The sequence below is a fragment of the Caldicellulosiruptor diazotrophicus genome (genome assembly GCF_017347585.1).
GTDB lineage: Bacteria > Bacillota > Thermoanaerobacteria > Caldicellulosiruptorales > Caldicellulosiruptoraceae > Caldicellulosiruptor > Caldicellulosiruptor diazotrophicus.
Genome location: NZ_AP024480.1, coordinates 1870013 through 1887389 on the forward strand (window position 1 = coordinate 1870013; position 17377 = coordinate 1887389).

Annotated in this window: 16 protein-coding genes; 1 reads left to right on the forward strand and 15 read right to left on the reverse strand. The window is 37.2% G+C overall.

What is annotated here, in order from left to right; translation table 11 throughout:
• Positions 1-31: 31 nt before the first annotated feature.
• The 10 genes from CaldiYA01_RS09070 to CaldiYA01_RS09115 form a co-directional block, all read right to left on the reverse strand.
• On the reverse strand, positions 32-1039 hold the full coding sequence (locus CaldiYA01_RS09070; protein WP_207178984.1) for a peptidylprolyl isomerase: 1008 nt from the start codon (positions 1037-1039) through the stop codon (positions 32-34).
• A 94-nt stretch (positions 1040-1133) separates the two neighbouring features.
• Positions 1134-4559: a transcription-repair coupling factor gene (gene mfd, locus CaldiYA01_RS09075; RefSeq protein WP_207178986.1), complete on the reverse strand. Its 3426-nt coding sequence runs from the start codon at positions 4557-4559 to the stop codon at positions 1134-1136.
• 2 nt (positions 4560-4561) lie between these two features.
• A complete protein-coding gene (pth, locus tag CaldiYA01_RS09080; protein WP_207178988.1) occupies positions 4562-5131 on the reverse strand; it encodes an aminoacyl-tRNA hydrolase in 570 nt (189 codons plus the stop codon).
• 89 nt (positions 5132-5220) lie between these two features.
• Positions 5221-6198, reverse strand: a complete 978-nt coding sequence (locus CaldiYA01_RS09085) for a ribose-phosphate diphosphokinase (RefSeq protein WP_013403879.1) — start codon at positions 6196-6198, stop codon at positions 5221-5223.
• A 117-nt stretch (positions 6199-6315) separates the two neighbouring features.
• The gene (gene glmU, locus CaldiYA01_RS09090; RefSeq protein ID WP_207178990.1) at positions 6316-7713 is read right to left on the reverse strand and encodes a bifunctional UDP-N-acetylglucosamine diphosphorylase/glucosamine-1-phosphate N-acetyltransferase GlmU; all 1398 of its coding nucleotides are present in this window, start codon (positions 7711-7713) and stop codon (positions 6316-6318) included.
• Positions 7710-8174 (reverse strand): deoxycytidylate deaminase, encoded by a 465-nt coding sequence (locus CaldiYA01_RS09095; protein WP_207178991.1) that lies wholly within the window; start codon positions 8172-8174, stop codon positions 7710-7712. The genes glmU and CaldiYA01_RS09095 overlap by 4 nt, the downstream gene beginning before the upstream one ends.
• Before the next feature lie 54 nt (positions 8175-8228).
• Entirely contained in the window at positions 8229-8870 is a 642-nt protein-coding gene (gene upp, locus CaldiYA01_RS09100; RefSeq protein WP_207178992.1) for a uracil phosphoribosyltransferase, read from the reverse strand.
• Between the two features lie 38 nt (positions 8871-8908).
• Complete coding sequence (rpiB, locus tag CaldiYA01_RS09105; protein WP_207178993.1) at positions 8909-9355, reverse strand: ribose 5-phosphate isomerase B; 447 nt, start codon at positions 9353-9355, stop codon at positions 8909-8911.
• Between the two features lie 29 nt (positions 9356-9384).
• Positions 9385-10182, reverse strand: coding sequence for an MBL fold metallo-hydrolase (locus CaldiYA01_RS09110; RefSeq protein ID WP_207178994.1), 798 nt, complete (start codon positions 10180-10182; stop codon positions 9385-9387).
• Between the two features lie 21 nt (positions 10183-10203).
• The gene (locus CaldiYA01_RS09115; protein ID WP_207178997.1) at positions 10204-11463 is read right to left on the reverse strand and encodes a UDP-N-acetylglucosamine 1-carboxyvinyltransferase; all 1260 of its coding nucleotides are present in this window, start codon (positions 11461-11463) and stop codon (positions 10204-10206) included.
• Positions 11464-11668: 205 nt separating this feature from the next.
• Here CaldiYA01_RS09115 and CaldiYA01_RS09120 point away from each other — a divergent pair, with 205 nt between their 5' ends.
• Complete coding sequence (locus CaldiYA01_RS09120) at positions 11669-12385, forward strand: carbon-nitrogen hydrolase family protein (protein ID WP_207178999.1); 717 nt, start codon at positions 11669-11671, stop codon at positions 12383-12385.
• A 3-nt stretch (positions 12386-12388) separates the two neighbouring features.
• On the opposite strand, the gene CaldiYA01_RS09125 is transcribed toward CaldiYA01_RS09120, so the two are convergent.
• From CaldiYA01_RS09125 to CaldiYA01_RS09145, 5 genes are all read right to left on the reverse strand, one after another.
• Positions 12389-12619 (reverse strand): YlmC/YmxH family sporulation protein, encoded by a 231-nt coding sequence (locus tag CaldiYA01_RS09125; protein WP_207179000.1) that lies wholly within the window; start codon positions 12617-12619, stop codon positions 12389-12391.
• A gap of 141 nt (positions 12620-12760) precedes the next feature.
• Positions 12761-14428, reverse strand: a complete 1668-nt coding sequence (locus CaldiYA01_RS09130; protein ID WP_207179001.1) for a ribonuclease J — start codon at positions 14426-14428, stop codon at positions 12761-12763.
• A gap of 127 nt (positions 14429-14555) precedes the next feature.
• Positions 14556-15488, reverse strand: coding sequence for a protein translocase subunit SecF (gene secF, locus CaldiYA01_RS09135; RefSeq protein ID WP_207179002.1), 933 nt, complete (start codon positions 15486-15488; stop codon positions 14556-14558).
• Positions 15489-16736 carry a protein translocase subunit SecD gene (gene secD, locus CaldiYA01_RS09140; RefSeq protein WP_207179003.1) on the reverse strand — a complete coding sequence of 416 codons (1248 nt, stop codon included), beginning with the start codon at positions 16734-16736 and terminating at the stop codon, positions 15489-15491.
• Positions 16737-16860: 124 nt separating this feature from the next.
• Positions 16861-17376, reverse strand: a complete 516-nt coding sequence (locus CaldiYA01_RS09145) for a gamma carbonic anhydrase family protein (protein WP_207179004.1) — start codon at positions 17374-17376, stop codon at positions 16861-16863.
• Position 17377 lies beyond the last annotated feature (1 nt).

Below are 17377 nucleotides of genomic sequence, written 5' to 3' on the forward strand. Positions count from 1 at the left end.
TCACACCTCAATTTTAAAGCTAAAAACAAACCTATATTGATACACTCTTTAGAACATCTTCAAACTTCTTTACCTTTGCTCCTTTTTTCCATTTCTTAATCAAGCTTTGATAATACTCTTCTTTTTTCTGACTCTCAATTGTTGATTTTATCTCATCTTTGACATCGCTGAGAAGAAGCTGTTTTTTATCTGTCACCTTTATAATATGAAAGCCGTAACTTGTTTTGATAACGCTACTTATCTCACCAATATTAAGAGAGAATGCAGCATCCTCAAATTCTTTTACCATCTGTCCTTTCCTAAAATACCCAAGATCGCCACCTTTTTGTTTTGTAGTCTCATCCTCAGAATACTTTTGTGCAAGCTTTTCAAAGCTCTGACCGCTTTTTATCATCTGTAAAACTTCTTCAGCCTTTTTCTTTTTTTCTAATTCCTCTTTAGAATCATTTACCTTAAACAAAATATGGCTTGCTTTTACCTGGACAAAATCTGATTTATGTGAATTGTAATAATTTTCAATCTCAGCATTTGTCGCTCTTTGATTTTTTGTCACCTCATTATACAATTTAGAAACAATCTGGGATTTTATTACCTGGTCCTTATATTCATTTTCGGTTGCACCAATTGTCTGAAGATATTGCTTGAACTCAGCCCCTGATTGAGAGTCTGATTTATACTGCTGAATTTGCTGGTCAATTGCCTTCTTTTCCTCTGCTGTTAAAGTAATATTTCTCTTTTTTGCCTGCTGGAGTTCAATCTGTCGTATTATAAGACCATCCAAAACATTTTCTTTTATCTGCTGCTCATATGTCTTATCTCCAACCTTTTGAGATAAAAATGCTTTGTCAAGTCCATAGTAGTTTACCTGAGACTTATAGTTGATGGCAAACTCCTTTTTTGTTATTTTCTCGCCATTTACTATGGCAACTGCTCTGTTTTCATCTACGTACTTTACTATTTCTGGTGTTACAGCAATAAGAATTATCAGAAGTACAGTTGCTACAATAGAAAAAAGTACAATTTTTGTTCTTTTATCCATACATCCCTTCTCCTTTGTTAAAAGTATTTTGATAATATCAATATTATAAAACAATAAATGATTAATTTAAAGCACCCCAATTGTAAAAACTTTTTTAATTTTCTTGTAAATCTTCTAAAATAGCTATTAAAGTATCGAGGCAGTTACTTGCAAGCAAGAGCTGTAACGTATCATCCTTGTTTTGTGAATATGAAAGTCCTTTTTCCAAAAAAATCTTTTTTGCAGTTTCAAGCATTTTTATATTCAAAAACTGAAGTTTAAAACAATCCTCTTGAAACTGCCAAATACTTATTATCCCTGTCTTTTTACATAAACATTTCAAGTATGCAACCTTTATTAAATTGTCAACCTCTTTTGGAACATCTCCAAACCTATCTATTAGCTCATCGTAAATATCGTTTACATCATCTTTTGATTCAATTGACGAGATCTTTTTGTACATATTAATTCTCTCTTTTTCATCATCAATGTAGCTGCTACTAATAAACGCACTGACCTTTATATCTATCTGAGGTTCAATCTCTGGCTGGATATTTTCACCCTTAACACGCCTTATCTCTTCTGAGAGAAGTCTTATATACATATCATACCCAACACTGTTTATATGCCCATGCTGAAGCTTTCCAAGCAAAGACCCAGCACCTCTTATCTCAAGGTCTCTCATGGCAATTTTAAAACCAGCTCCAAGTTCTGTAAACTCCTTTATTGCAGCAAGTCTTTTTTGTGCCTGTTCGGACAGCACCTTGTCTTTTCTAAATGTAAAATATGCGTACGCAAGCCTTGAAGACCGACCAACCCTTCCTCTTAGCTGATAAAGCTGAGCAAGACCCAGTCTATCGCTGTCTTCCACAATAAGTGTATTAACATTTGGCATGTCAACCCCAGACTCTATAATCGTTGTACACACAAGCACATCATACCTGCCCTCAATAAAATCAAGTAAGACTCTTTCTAACTCCTCTTCTTCCATCTGCCCATGAGCACACGCAATTTTCACACTATCGCCCACAAGGTTTTGAAGTTTAGCTGCCACATCGTTTATGTCTTTTACCCTGTTGTAAAGATAAAATACCTGACCTCCTCTTGAAATTTCTTTCAAAATAGCCTCCTTTATTATCCTCTCATTGTACTCAATTACAAACGTCTGCACAGGGTATCTATCTTCTGGCGGGTCTTCAATCACGCTCAAATCCCTAATTCCCAAAAGTGCCATGTTAAGCGTCCTTGGTATGGGCGTTGCAGTGAGGGTCAAAACATCAACATTTGTTTTTAGCTTTTTAATCTTTTCTTTTGCTTCAACGCCAAACTTATGCTCTTCATCAATAATCAAAAGTCCAAGGTCTTTGAATTTAACATCACTCGAAAGTAGCCTGTGTGTACCAATCACAATGTCAATTGTACCTTCTTTTAACCCTTTTATAATTTTCTTTTGTTGTGTCTCACTTTTTAAACGCGAAAGGACCTCAATTGTTACTGGAAAATCTTTCATTCGGGCAGAAAATGTCATGTAATGTTGTTGAGCAAGGATTGTTGTGGGAACAAGCACTGCTACCTGTTTTGAATCCATCACAGCTTTGAACGCTGCTCTCATTGCAACTTCAGTCTTGCCATAACCAACATCACCGCAAAGTATTCTATCCATTGGCTTTTCACTTTCCATATCCCTCTTAATCTCTTCTATGGCCTGAAGCTGACCTTCTGTCTCTGTATATGGAAACTTCTCTTCAAACTCTTTTTGCCACACAGTATCTTTCGAAAATTTAAAACCTTTTCTAAGCTGTCTTTTTGCATAAAGTTCAACTAAGTCTTTTGCCACAATCTCAAGAGATTTTCTCACCTTTTGTTTTTGCTTTTGCCACTCTTGGGATCCAAGTTTTGATAGTTTAGGCTGTGCATTATCAGTTCCAATATATTTTTCAATTACATCTAAGTTAGTAGTTGGAACATAAAGATAAGAAGAATTGGCATATTCAAGCTTTACATATTCTCTTGTTGTGCCTTCAACAGTAATCTTTTCGAATCCTAAAAATTTACCAATACCGTGTGTCCTATGAACAACAAAATCGCCTGGTTTTAAATCTTCAATTGTGTAAAAGGCATCCTTTTTAGATTTTACCCTCTTTTTTGTCTCATTTTCCTTCTTCTTTTCAAGGTGGAAAAACGAAAGATAAACCCATTTGAGATCTTGCACTTCAATGCCCTTTTCAATAGACCGGGCTATTAGATACACTCCCGTTCTTTCTACTTCTGGTTCTTCAGCCTCAGAAAACTGTATATCTTCTCTTAAAAGTGCATCTGCCAAGTCCTCAAGTGATGTCCGACTTCCTGTAAAGATGTTTATGGTATATCTTTTGGACATGTAATACTTCAAATCGTCTATTAAAACTTCCTTCTGCCCATTATAAGAAGGAAGCTCCCTGAGAAAATTGAAAGAAATGATATCTTTGAGTTCAAGCTCCTTTATAACTGAGACAAATGTTTGAAGAATTATCGACCCCGAAAGCTTTTCTAAAACTTCGCTCGTGGTAAAATAACACTCTGCCATTTTTGGAAGCACAAATCCTTTTTCTAAAAGGTCTGAAAACATCTCTTGTGTCTCTTGTTCGAAAGTTTTCAAGCTGCTATAGACTTGGTTGTACTCGTCAACAAAGATAAGACATTCACCAAAAATATCAATAACTGAGAAAAATTGTTGGTAGTAATAGGGATACAGTCTTTCAACATTTAGTTGAAGTTCTTCTACAACCTCTCTGAAACTCTCCTCTAAATTCTTTCTGCCATCTTCCTTCAATTTCAATTTCATTTTTTTGTAGTCTTCCTTAACGCGTTTTAAACCTTCTGAAAAGTCCTCTTCCAAATCCCACTCAATTGCCTTGTAAATCTTCACACTATCTATTCTTTCAAAAGACTTCTGAGTTTCAACATCAAAAAGTCTAATTGTGTCTATCGTATCTCCAAAAAACTCAATCCTCACAGGGTACCTACTTGCTACAGGATATATATCAACTATGCCACCCTTTTGCGAAAACTGTCCTTTCTTTTCTACAGTTTTCACTCTTTCATATCCGAATTTTAAAAGCTTTTCTATAAGGATACCAAGCTCAATATCAAGACCTTCTGTAAGATAGATATAATCAAACTTTAAATTTGTGTACTTTTCAAAAAGGTTCTGGCTACTTAATATGAGAACATCAAAACCGTCCTCAAAAATCTTCACAAATTGTTCCATTCTGTTAATTTCAGAATCTCTGCTCTTTGCAAAAGATACCACAAAAGGATTTTCTCTCTCTTGTAGACTCACCACACTATTAAAAAGGCTCATAAACCTTCTTTCCCATTCAAGCTTTGCTCTTTGAGTTGTGATAAACAACGCCTTTTTGTTAAACTTTTCACATAGAGATTTGACCACAAGCGCTTTCCCCATCTCACCAAGGCCTGTAACAACAAGAGGAAGGCTCTTTTTTACTACATCTTCTTCAAGCCTTTTGAAACTTTCAAGTTTTTCTAAAACCTTTAACAAGCCTACACCACCACATCCCCGTTTATATAATTCATTGCCCTATCTATATCACTTTCAAGCAAGATTTTTATACCGTTTGATGCTTTTTCAATTGCTCTGAATATTTTTTCTTTTTCACCATCTTCAAATTCAGACAAAACATATTTTACCATATCATATTTTGGAATGCCAATGCCTATTCTGATTCTTGGAAATTCTACTGTGCCAAGGCGCTGTATTATTGATTTTACGCCGTTGTGCCCTCCATCAGACCCTTTTTTCCTCATCTTCACAACTCCAACATCAAAGGCTATGTCATCGTAAATCACAATAAGCTTTTCAGGTTTTATCTTATAAAAGTTCACTGCCTCTATGATACTTTCTCCGCTTGCGTTCATATATGTCATTGGCTTTAAAAGCAAAACCTTTTTACCGGCATATTCAAAGCTGCCAACCAAACCTTTGAACTTTATTTTATCTACCTTTGTATTGAAAAGCTGAGCTAAATAGTCAATCGCCAAAAAACCTGCATTGTGTCTTGTAAAGGTATATTTTTCACCAGGATTCCCAAGTCCTGCAATGATATAATCCAATTTCTACTCACTCCTTTTATTTACAAAAACAGGCTGCCTTTTAAAACATTTCAAAAGACAGCCTTTATTTATCTTCTTAATACTAATTTTTATCTGTTTCCTTTTGTGCTTATATATTCGTCAAAAAGGGTAGAAATAGCCACATCTTCGTATATTCTTGTTATTGCTTCAGCAAAAAGGCTTGCAACAGACAACACCTTTATCTTATCTATCCTCTTTTCAGGCGGAAGTGGAATGGTGTTGAGCACAACAAGCTCTTTAATAGGCGACTGTTGTATCCTCTCAACAGCAGGTCCGGATAAAACCGGGTGCGTACAGCATGCATAAACTTCCTTTGCACCATAATCCATAAGAGCCTGAGCTGCAGCAACAATAGTACCTGCTGTATCTATCATATCATCAACCATCAAACATGTCTTGTCTTTCACATCACCAATTATGTTCATAATCTCAGCAACATTTGCTTTGGGTCTTCTTTTGTCAACTATGGCAAGCGGCAGGTCAAGCTTTGTTGCAAAGTTGCGTGCACGTGTCACACTTCCAAGATCTGGCGATACAACCACAGCATTCTCTAAGTTCACATTTTCCATAAAATATTTTGCTAAAATTGGAACACCAATTAGATGGTCAAGTGGTATATCAAAAAACCCTTGAATTTGAGGTGCATGAAGGTCCATTGTCAGGACCCTATCTGCCCCTGCAGATGTTATCAAATTTGCAACAAGTTTTGCTGTGATTGGGTCGCGTGCTCGTGCTTTTCTGTCCTGTCTTGCATATCCATAGTATGGTATCACAGCTGTTATTCTTCCTGCCGAAGCTCTTTTGAAAGCGTCAATCATGATTAAAAGTTCCATCAGATTTTCATTCACAGGATGACAGGTTGACTGGACTACAAAAACATCTGCACCGCGCACAGTTTCGTTTATTCTAACTGATATCTCACCGTCTGAAAACCTGCCAATCTCTGCATCACCAAGTTTTTTACCAAGGTGACTGGCTATCTCTTCTGCAAGCTCCTTGTTTGAATTACCAGTAAATATTTTTATCTCTTTACCATGTGTTATCACTTTTTTTACCCCCAGCACAAAAGTTAATTTTTCTACCCTTTTCCCACGCAAACTATATTATAACACAAAATATTTAATAAATTTATCTTAAAATGTCTACAAAATCTATTCATTTTATTATTTATTATTGTGGCTTTCATACATCTTCTTGCGCCTTAAAACCCAGCCTTCTTTTATAGTCTGCCTTTCACGGGCAATCGCAAGAGCATCTGCAGGAACATCATCTGTGATTGTAGAACCTGCCGCAATGTAGGCGTTCTTCCCAATTTTAACAGGTGCTACAAGATTTGAGTTGCAGCCAATAAACGCATTATCTTCAACAACCGTTCTGTGCTTTTTATACCCATCGTAGTTTACAAATATGGTCCCGCAGCCCAAATTCACATTTTCGCCTATGTCAGCATCTCCAATGTATGTAAGATGAGCTGACTTTGTGTTTCTGCCCACCTTTGAGTTTTTCACCTCAACAAAGTTGCCAATCTTGACTCCTTCTTCCAAGATGCTGTTTGGTCGCAAGTGCGCATAAGGTCCAACCTTTACATTGTCTTTTATCTCAGAATCCTCAATCACCGAAAACCACACATGACACTTATTACCTATTTTTGAATTCACAATGTATGAGTTCGGTCCAATTACGCACTCTTCTCCTATTGTAGTGTTGCCAAGTATGAATGTGCCGGGATATATCACTGTGTCTTTACCTATCTGCACATCTGGATGAATGTAGACAGAATACATATCTATCATTTGAACACCTTCTGCAAGGTGCTTTTTATTTATTCTTATTTTCAGCTCCTGCTCAGCCAAAAAAAGCTCATACCTTGAGTTAATGCCCATTACCTCAAAATTATCATCACATGCAATTTTTACCACCTTCTTGCCTTCTTTATTTAGTATCTCAATGCTGTCTGTAAGATAATACTCGTGCTGGCTGTTGTTATTGTCTATCTTTGCCAAAACATCTTCAAGCGCATCTCTTGCAAAGCAATAAAATCCAGGATTTATCTCTTTTATTTGTTTTTGTTCATCTGTTGCGTCCTTCTCCTCGACAATCTTTAAAACATTACCATTCTCATCAGAAATTATTCTCCCATAACCATACGGATTTTCGAAGATGGCAGTCAAAAGACAGAGCGATGCGTTTTCCTTCTTTCTTTTTTCAGAAATTCTTTTTAGTGTATCTGCTTTAATAAAAGGTGCATCTGCATAAAGAACAAATACATCTTCTGCCTGCTTTGAGACCATGTCCATTGCACACATCACCGCGTGGGCAGTCCCAAGCTGCTTTTCTTGATAAGCAAATTTTACATTCCTGCCTTCTAAAACCTTGCAGACATCCTCTTTTTTGTTGCCAACAACAACCACTATCTCGCTATTTTCAAAGTTTTTCTCAATCTCGTCAATCAGATAAAGTATCATTGGTTTTCCCATTATTTTTTGAACAACCTTAGAATACTTTGACTTCATTCTTTTGCCTTCACCAGCAGCAAGTACAATAAACGTTTGTCTTTTCATTTCAAATCACCTTCACCATTTTCTTCAAACTTTACAACCTCTATTCCCGCTTCATCAAAGATCTTCTGGCTCATCTCATCTGGATACAAACCTTTGTATATGACCTTTTTTATCCCTGCGTTTACTATCATCTTTGCACATATCACACAAGGATATGTTGTTGTGTAAATTACACTTCCATCTATCACAACACCCATTTTTGCTGCCTGGATTATGGCGTTTTGTTCTGCATGGAGTCCTCTGCAAAGCTCATGTCTCTGCCCTGAAGGGACATTTAGCTTTTCTCTTAAGCACCCAACCTCTTCACAGTGAGGAAGGCCTGTCGGTGCTCCATTGTACCCTGTTGCAAGAATCCTTTTGTCTTTTACAATCAAAGCTCCAACCTTCCTTCTGAGGCAAGTGGAGCGCTCTTTTACTATATCCACAATCTGCATAAAGTATTCATCCCATGTAGGTCTCATTTCAAAAATCCTCCATACAACTTCTTTGAACTTGTGTTTGTAACTTATCCAATGCTACTTTGTACCAAACAGTCTGTCACCGGCATCACCAAGTCCGGGTATTATATAGCCGTGGTCATTTAGTTTTTCATCAACTGCTGCACAATAAATCTCAACGTCCGGATGATCCTGAGTTAACCTTTCAATCCCTTCTGGTGCTGCAATGAGGCACATGAGCTTCAAACTTTGAGGATTGTATCTTTTTATATAGTCAAACGCAGCAGATGCAGACCCCCCTGTTGCAAGCATCGGGTCAAGCACAATTATGTCTCTTTCGTGGACATCCTGTGGAAGTTTGCAGTAATACTCAACAGGCTTTAAAGTCTCAGGGTCTCTGTAAAGACCAATATGCCCCACCTTTGCAGCAGGAATTAACTTTAAAAGTCCATCTACCATGCCAAGCCCGGCGCGCAGAATAGGCACAATTGCAAGTTTTCTTCCAGAGATCACTTTGCACTTTGCAACTCCAACAGGTGTTTCAATTTCAACCTCTTTTAAAGGTAGATTTCTTGTAACCTCATACGCCATGAGCATTGCTATCTCTTCAACAAGCTCTCTGAACTCTTTAACCCCTGTGTTTTTGTCACGAATTAATGTTAGTTTATGCTGAATTAAAGGATGGTCAAACACGTATACATTTTTCTTGTACTCTACCATACTCTTTACTCCTTTCTAAAAATTTGTGAGGATTTTTTCTATCTCTGTTCATCTTCTATCAGATGTATCTTATCAACTCTTCTCTGATGCCTTCCACCTTCAAAAGTTGAAGATAAAAAGGCATCTACAATCTCACATGCAAGCCCTTCACCGATAACCCTTGCACCCATCGCAAGAATGTTTGCATTGTTATGAGCTCGTGCAGCCTTAGCAGAAAATGTGTCATGACAAAGCGCAGCTCTAATTCCCCTAACTTTGTTCGCAGCAATAGAGATTCCAATTCCTGTCCCGCAGATGAGTATACCAAAGTCAAAGTGCCCGTTTTTTACTGCCAGCGCCACATCCTTTGCAATGTCCGGGTAGTCACAAGACTCCTGAGAATACGTTCCAAAGTCCTTGTATTCAACCCCTTTTTTCTCAAGATGTTTCTTGATCGCCTCTTTCAAAGAAAATCCTGCATGGTCAGAACCTATTGCAATCTTCACTTTTAAATTCTCCCCTTTCAAAAAATTCCTTATAGTAAAGAGCACAGAGATGGTTGGTACCTCTTTGCAACTTCAAGAGAAAAATTATAGCTTTCAAATACACCATGCTGCTTTAAAATTGAACTCACTGTCAAAAGCGCAACATCCGGGTGATTATTTTCCTCACTCAGATGTCCTAAATAAATCCTTCTTGTACGAGCAAGATTCAGTCTTAAAATCATCTGAGCTGCCTGTTCATTTGAAAGATGACCTTTGTCACTCTTTATTCTCTGCTTAAGATAATATGGATAAGGTCCGAACATCAGCATCTCAACGTCGTGGTTTGATTCAAGCAAAATAATATCTGAAAAATCTATCATTCTGGCAACGCTGTCACTTACATGTCCAACATCTGTGCAAATTGAAACTTTCTTGTCTTTGACATAAAAGCAAAACCCCATCGGGTCAGATGCATCGTGAGGTATTGAAAATGTATCAATTCCAATGCTACCTACCGAAAAGCTTGTCCCTGTCTCAATTAGCTTTACATAGCTTTCGTCCACTTTACCAAGAAACCTCTTTATACTTTCCCATGTTTTGTAATTTGTTATAATGGGAACATTGAGCTTTCTAAAATAAATGCCTGCACATTTAACATGGTCAGAGTGGTCATGAGAAAGTAAAATTGCATCAATTTTCTTATTAAATCCTATTTTTTCAAGTGCCTGTGCAATTTTTTTAAAGCTCACACCAGCATCAACTATGATTGAGGTGTCTTTATATGAAATTAAAATGCTATTTCCACTGCTTCCACTGTACAGCGGACAGAAAAGCACTTCATCTGACATTATTATCTTTCCCCTTTTATCTTATGTTCTTGAAACTTTTGCACCAAGCCGTGATAGTTTCAAATCTATATTTTCATAACCTCTATCCACATTTTTGGCATTATAAATCACAGTTTTTCCTTTTGCTGCAAGCCCTGCAACAACCAAAGCAGCACCTGCCCGAAGGTCCACAGCAACAACCTCAGCACCTTGAAGACTTTCTACACCTTCAACAACAGCAACTCTTCCCTCAACCTTAACGTTTGCTCCCATCTTTTTGAGCTCATCAACATACTGGTATCTATTTTCCCACACACCCTCTGTCACAACGCTTGTACCGCTACAAAGACTTAATAGCACTGTCATCTGAGGCTGAAGGTCTGTGGGAAAACCTGGGTATGGCATTGTCTTTATGCTTGAACTTCTAAGCCTACTTTTGCAAATGACCTCGATGCTGTCTTCATAAGTTATAACCTCTGCACCCATCTCAACAAGCTTTGCTGTGAGCGACTCTAAATGCTTAGGAATCACATTTTTTACAATTACATGTCCTTTTGTTGCGCATGCAGCAATCATATATGTCCCTGCTTCTATCTGGTCAGGAATGATAGCATACTTTGTTGGATAAAGTTTATCTACTCCTTCAATCCTGATAACGTCAGTACCTGCACCCTTGATCTTTGCACCCATGCTGTTTAGAAAATTTGCGGTGTCAACAACATGCGGTTCTTTTGCAGCATTTTCTATTATTGTTATGCCCTTTGCCTTGACAGCAGCAAGCATAAGATTGATTGTTGCACCAACAGACACAACATCCAAATATATCTTTGTGCCAACAAGCCTGTCTGCATATGCCTTTATCATACCATTTTCAATTTTAACATCAGCACCAAGCGCTGTAAAACCTTTTATGTGCTGGTCAATTGGTCTTGAACCAAAATTACACCCACCTGGCATGGCAACCTCCGCCCTGCCAAACCGGGTAAGAAGTGCTCCAATGAGGTAATATGAAGCTCTTATCTTCTTGACACTTTCATATGGTGCTATGTAATTGTGCAAGTTCCTCGCATCTATTTTAAGAGAATGATTGTCATATTCTATCTTTGCTCCAAGCTTGAGCAAAATGTCATCCATTGCAAACACATCTTCAATTAAAGGAAGGTTTTCTATAACGCTTTCCCCGTCAGCCATTAAAGCTGCGGGAATTACAGCAACTGCAGCATTCTTTGCACCGTTTATTACAACCTCACCTTCTAACGGGTAGCCACCTTCTATCACAAGTTTTTCATAAGCTTCTTTCAACTCTTGCACCCTCTCTTTTCAAAAAGCTTTTATTTATTTTCCCATTCTTTTATATTATATTCTTTCTTGTGAAATCTGAAAAGAAGAATATTCTTTTTATCAAGCCAATTGAAAATATTATTTGAAATGAAAAAGTAGTGTAATTTTCTAAAAAATGATATAATAAGAATAAGTCAAAAAATATTTGTTTAAGGGGAAACAAAAGATGAAAATTGGTGTGGTACAAATGAAAATTTCAAACAAGATTGATAATAATATTCTCAAGATTGTAAATTTCTTAAAAAAAGCAAAAGTTGATGAGGTAGACTTGGTCTGCTTTCCTGAGATGGCACTGACTGGCTACAATGTCCAGTTCCTAAAATCAATAGATATGAATGATAAAATTTTGTTTGCTCTTGATGAAATCTCTAAACTTGTTAGTAAATATTCAGTCTGTTGCATAATTGGACATCCATTTTATGAAGGTAAAGAGTTAAAAAATCGTGCATCGATATTATTCCCTGACGGCAGATATGAAAAATATGACAAACTCTATCCAACTGAGATTGAGAAGAAAATATTCTCTGAAGGGAAAGGTCCTCTTGTTTTTGAATACAAACAAAAACGTTTTGGTATTGCCATCTGCAGAGACCAGAATTTTTATAACATATTTAAAGAATACAAAGATAGGGGATGCGATGGTGTATTTATTTTAGCTGCACATTATTACAGTCCGAATGAAGCACGCTGGAAAATAGACAAAAATAGAAGTATCCCTATTGCAAGAGCTGTTGAAAATGAATATTATGTGTTTCTGGCAAACGCCACAGGTGCTCATTTTAACATGATAAGCCTTGGTCATAGCCTAATTGTGGATAAAAGGGGATGTATTGTGTGTGAAGCAGACGAAGCTGGGGAACATCTTTTGACTGCAGAAATATGATGACTATATCTCAACCAGTATTACGTCTTCACCAATCTTTTTTATTTTTTCCCATGGAATCACATAATCTTTTTCTTTTGAGAAGATGTTGCCCACAGAAAATGGTGCCGGGACAACTATTGCATCTATCTTGCCGGTTTTTACATCAACTTCTAAATCACAGACCTTGCCAAGTTTTTTACCATCAGAGACGTTTATAACATCCTTTTCTCTCAAATCCGATGATTTATACATATTATTTTTCTCATCCTAAATCACTGTTGTCTTTTACTATTATATGCATTAATTTTGTTCATGTGAAAATTTCACTTGAACAAAAAGCCGCAGGTACATTCCATATTTGCCTGCGGCTCTATTAAGCATGAGTAAGTATATTCAAATCTCAGTTATGATTGGAATTATCATTGGGTTTCTTCTTGTCTTTTCAAACAAGAAATTCCTTAGATTATCTTTTAAAATTACCTTTATTGCGTTAGGCTCAGTAATATCGTTTTTGTAGCAAAAGTAAAGAACATCCTTTATCACTCTTTTTGCCTCTTCAATCAGGGGCTCAGATTCTTTTATATATATAAAGCCTCTTGTGATAATATCCGGTCCAGAAAGGACATCTCTTGTTGACGAATCAATTGTGAGCACAACAATGAAAAGCCCGTCCTGGGCAAGATGACGTCTGTCGCGCAGAACAACATTTCCTACATCTCCAACTCCAAGTCCATCAACAAGCACATTCCCTGCTTGCACCATTCCAACAACCTTTGCACCGTCTTTTGTAATCTCCAAAACCTTCCCATTTTCTAATACAAATACGTTTTTTTCGCCAAGCTCCATTGCGAGCTTTGCATGGTGTATCAAGTGTTTGAACTCTCCATGCACGGGAATACTGTATTTTGGTCTTGTAAGATTGTGTATAAGCTTTATCTCTTCCTGGCAGGCATGACCTGACACATGAATGTCATCAATGTCTTCATATATCACCTGTGCACCCTGCTTAAATAAATCGTTTATTACTCTATTTACAAACTTTTCATTTCCAGGAATGGGCGCTGCTGAGATTATAACAACATCACCGGGTATAATCCCTACCTTTTTGTGCTCGGCAGAAGCCATTCGTGAAAGTGCAGACATAGGCTCGCCTTGGCTTCCTGTGGTGATAAGAACAATCTTGTTCAAAGGATAGTTGTCAATCTCATCAACATCAATCAGCATCCCATCTGGCATCTTCAGATATCCAAGTTCAAGTGCTTTGTTCACAACATTCACCATGCTTCTTCCCAAGACGCAAATCTTTCTTCCTTGCTTTTCAGCCGAGTTTATGACCTGCTGTACTCTGTGAATGTGCGAAGAAAATGTTGCAACAATTACTCTCCCCTGAGCTTGGGAAAATATCCTGTCAAATGTCGCACCAACAGTCTTTTCAGACAATGTAAAACCAGGCCTCTCTGCGTTTGTTGAGTCGCACAAAAGCGCAAGAACTCCCTGTTTGCCGAGTTCTGCGAACCTTATAAGGTCAATTGGTTCACCTTCAATTGGTGTAAAGTCCACCTTGAAATCACCTGTGTGAACAATGGGACCAAGCGGTGTGTGTATAGCAACAGCAACAGAGTCAGCTATCGAATGTGTTGTTCTGATAAACTCAATGCGCATATTGTTAAAACTAATTACATCCCCTGCCCTAACAGTAAATAATTTTATTGCATTCAAATCTATGCCAAATTCTAAAAGTTTTATCTCAACAAGCCCAAGTGTAAGTCTTGTACCATATATCGGAACGTTCAAGTCACGTAGAACATATGGTATTGCTCCAATGTGGTCTTCGTGACCATGAGTTAAAATTAATGCTTTTACCCTTTCTTTATTCTTTATAAGATATGATATGTCAGGTATTACAAGGTCAACGCCAAGCATCTCATCTTCTGGAAAAGCAAGACCACAATCAATGACAACTATTTCGTCATTTACTTCTATGACTGTCATATTCTTGCCAATCTCATTTAGCCCACCAAGTGGTATAATTTTGATTTTATGTTCTTGTTTCTTTTTCATAAAGAATTCCTCCAAAAAAAATCAAATGTACAAAAGGTAAAAAGACATTTTAAAAAAGCCCTTACGAAAATGGCTTTCGCAAGAGCTTTTTGAAGAATTTAAAAATAAGTCAAAAATCAGCATTCTTTTATGCTCTTTTCGGCTTTACCTGGAGTTTCTTCTTTCTTGTGCTGAGCTCCCAATCAAACCACAGCGCAGTTGCTATAAATATGGACGAATAAGTACCTGATATAACACCAATCAAAAGAGGAAATGCAAATTCTTTTATTGCCTGAACACCCATTGTATACAGAACAACAAGAACTACAATGACACTCATTGCTGTTGCAATTGATCTTCCTATCGTCTGGTTCATGCTAAGGTTCACAAGATCTTTGAGTTCCATCTTCCCTGCTATCCTTCTGTTTTCTCTTATCCTATCAAATACAACAATAGTGTCGTTTATAGAATAACCAAGGACAGTAAGGATTGCCGCTATAAAAGTAGAATTTAGTGGAATTTTAAAGAGAGTATATACAGTCAAAACAATCAACAGGTCATGAATCAGGGCTGCTACAGCAGTTGTACCAAACCGGAACTCAAATCTGATAGCAATATAAATGAGCATCAAAATTGATGCAATCACAACCGCCCAAATAGCCTGAGATTTTAGCTCAGATGAAATAGTAGCTCCTACATTTTGATAAGATATTAAATCCTCTTTTTTCAGATTATATCTTTTTGCAATCTCTCCAAAGAGCTTGTCTCTTGTCTGTTTTGAAAGCTCTGTCTTGTTTTTGCCATGAACCTCATGTGCGTTTATCATTATCTTTTTGCCATCTTCAACTTTTCTCACAATTGGAGTTTGAGTTCCTGTAATTTGCTTTGTCAGTTTTTCAAGTTCTGATATCTCTTGAGCTGTCGGAACCTTATGAAGGTTTATCTCCAAAACTGTACCACCTGTAAAGTCTATGTCATAGTTAAAACCTTGTACAAAATATGAAATCAACCCAACTACCATAACCAAAATTGAAACTATATAAAAGTATTTTCTTTTCCCCATGAAATCAATCTTGGTCATTTAAGCATCCACCTCCCTGGTTTTCTTGCCACCATACCACCTGATATCTTTAAATAACCCTGTATTTATAATTGAAGTAAGTAAAAATCTTGTAACAGTGATTGCTGTGAAGAACGATACCACAATACCTATGGTGAGCGTCCAAGCAAAGCCCTTAATAGGACCTGTTCCTAAGAACAAAAGCACAATTCCTGCTATTATAGTGGTCACGTTAGAGTCAATAACAGCATTTAATGCTCGCCTAAAACCTGCATCCATAGCAGCCCTTAAAGTTTTTCCACTTCTCAGCTCCTCTTTCAACCGCGCAAAGATCAAGATATTCGCGTCAACTGCCATGCCAGCAGACAGAATTATACCTGCAATACCAGGGAGGGTCAAAGTTATCTTTGCATACCCCACAATTGCAACCAGAATAACTATATAAGCAACTAAAGCTATATCTGCAACAAGCCCTGGCAGTCTGTAGAAAATTATCATGAATAGGAACACAAGCAAGATTCCAATAATTCCAGCCTTTAAAGTTGATTTAAAAGCCTCATTTCCAAGTGAAGGTCCTATAGCCTTGCTCTCTATCACATTCAAAGCAAATGGCAGTGCACCAGCTTTTATCTGCTGAGCAAGTGTTTTAGCCTCTTCCAGATCTTTCATACCTTCAATCACAGCTTCACCACTGTCAATCTCTGCCCGAACAACAGGATTTGAAATGAGCTTGCCATCAAGATAAATTCCAATGTTCTGACCCAAATATTTTTTTGTCCCTTCTGCAAACTTTTTTGTTCCCTCTTTGTCAAACTTTAGTGCAACAACGTATCCTGATGTTGTCTGCTGTGCATATGCATCAACAACGTTTCTACCTGAAACAATCAAATCTCCAGAAGGTCCTTTGAATTCAATCAAAGCTGTTCTTCCTATATACTGTATAGCTTCATCAGGGTCTTTGACACCTGGAATTTCTACCCTTATTCTCTTTGAGCCCTGAATTGTCGCCGTTGCATCATAAAAGTTTCTCATGTCAAGCCTTGTTCTGATAAGTTGCAACGCTGATTCCATTTCTCTTCTTGTTGGATTCTCTTTTGCTGCCTCATATACAATGTAAACGCCGCCTTTCAAATCAAGCCCATACCTTATAACTTTTTGGACTGACGGGATGCTTGCAGTTCCAATTTCCAGCCCAAAAAACACTATGTAAAATGCAAAGGCTATTACTAAGCATCCTATCAGAAACTTTGCTAAGCTTTTATTTTGCATAACCCTTTCTCCTTTCTTTTTAGAAGGTTAAGAAAAACATGTAGAAAATCTAATATATACTCAGACAAATACTCATTCAGTAAAATTATAATCTTCTACTTGATAAAAAGTCAACAAACAAAATTTAATAATCTTTTATCTTTTTATACTCATTGCTAAGCTCTATATACTCCTTTGCAGAAATTGCAATCTTTTCAATCTCCTCTGGAGTGAGCTCTCTTATCACTTTAGCAGGTCTGCCAAACACAAGGGTATTTGGCGGGATAACCATGTTTTGAGTTATAAGACTTCCTGCTCCAATCAAGCAATTGTCTCCTATTATGCTTCCATTCATAATGATAGTCCCCATTCCAATTAAAACGTTGTTGCCTATCTCACAACCATGAAGAACCACATTGTGACCAACTGTAACATTGTCGCCTATTATAACAGAGCAGCAGTGATCTGTGTGAATTGTCGTAAGGTCCTGTATATTTGTATTCTTTCCAATTATAATTCTATTCTCTTCACACCTTAAAACACAACCAAACCATACACTTGAATTTTCTCCAATTTCGACATCGCCTATGATAACCGCATTTTCTGCAACAAAAGCAGAACTCGCAATTTTGGGTGTTTTGCCTTTATAAGTAATTATCATT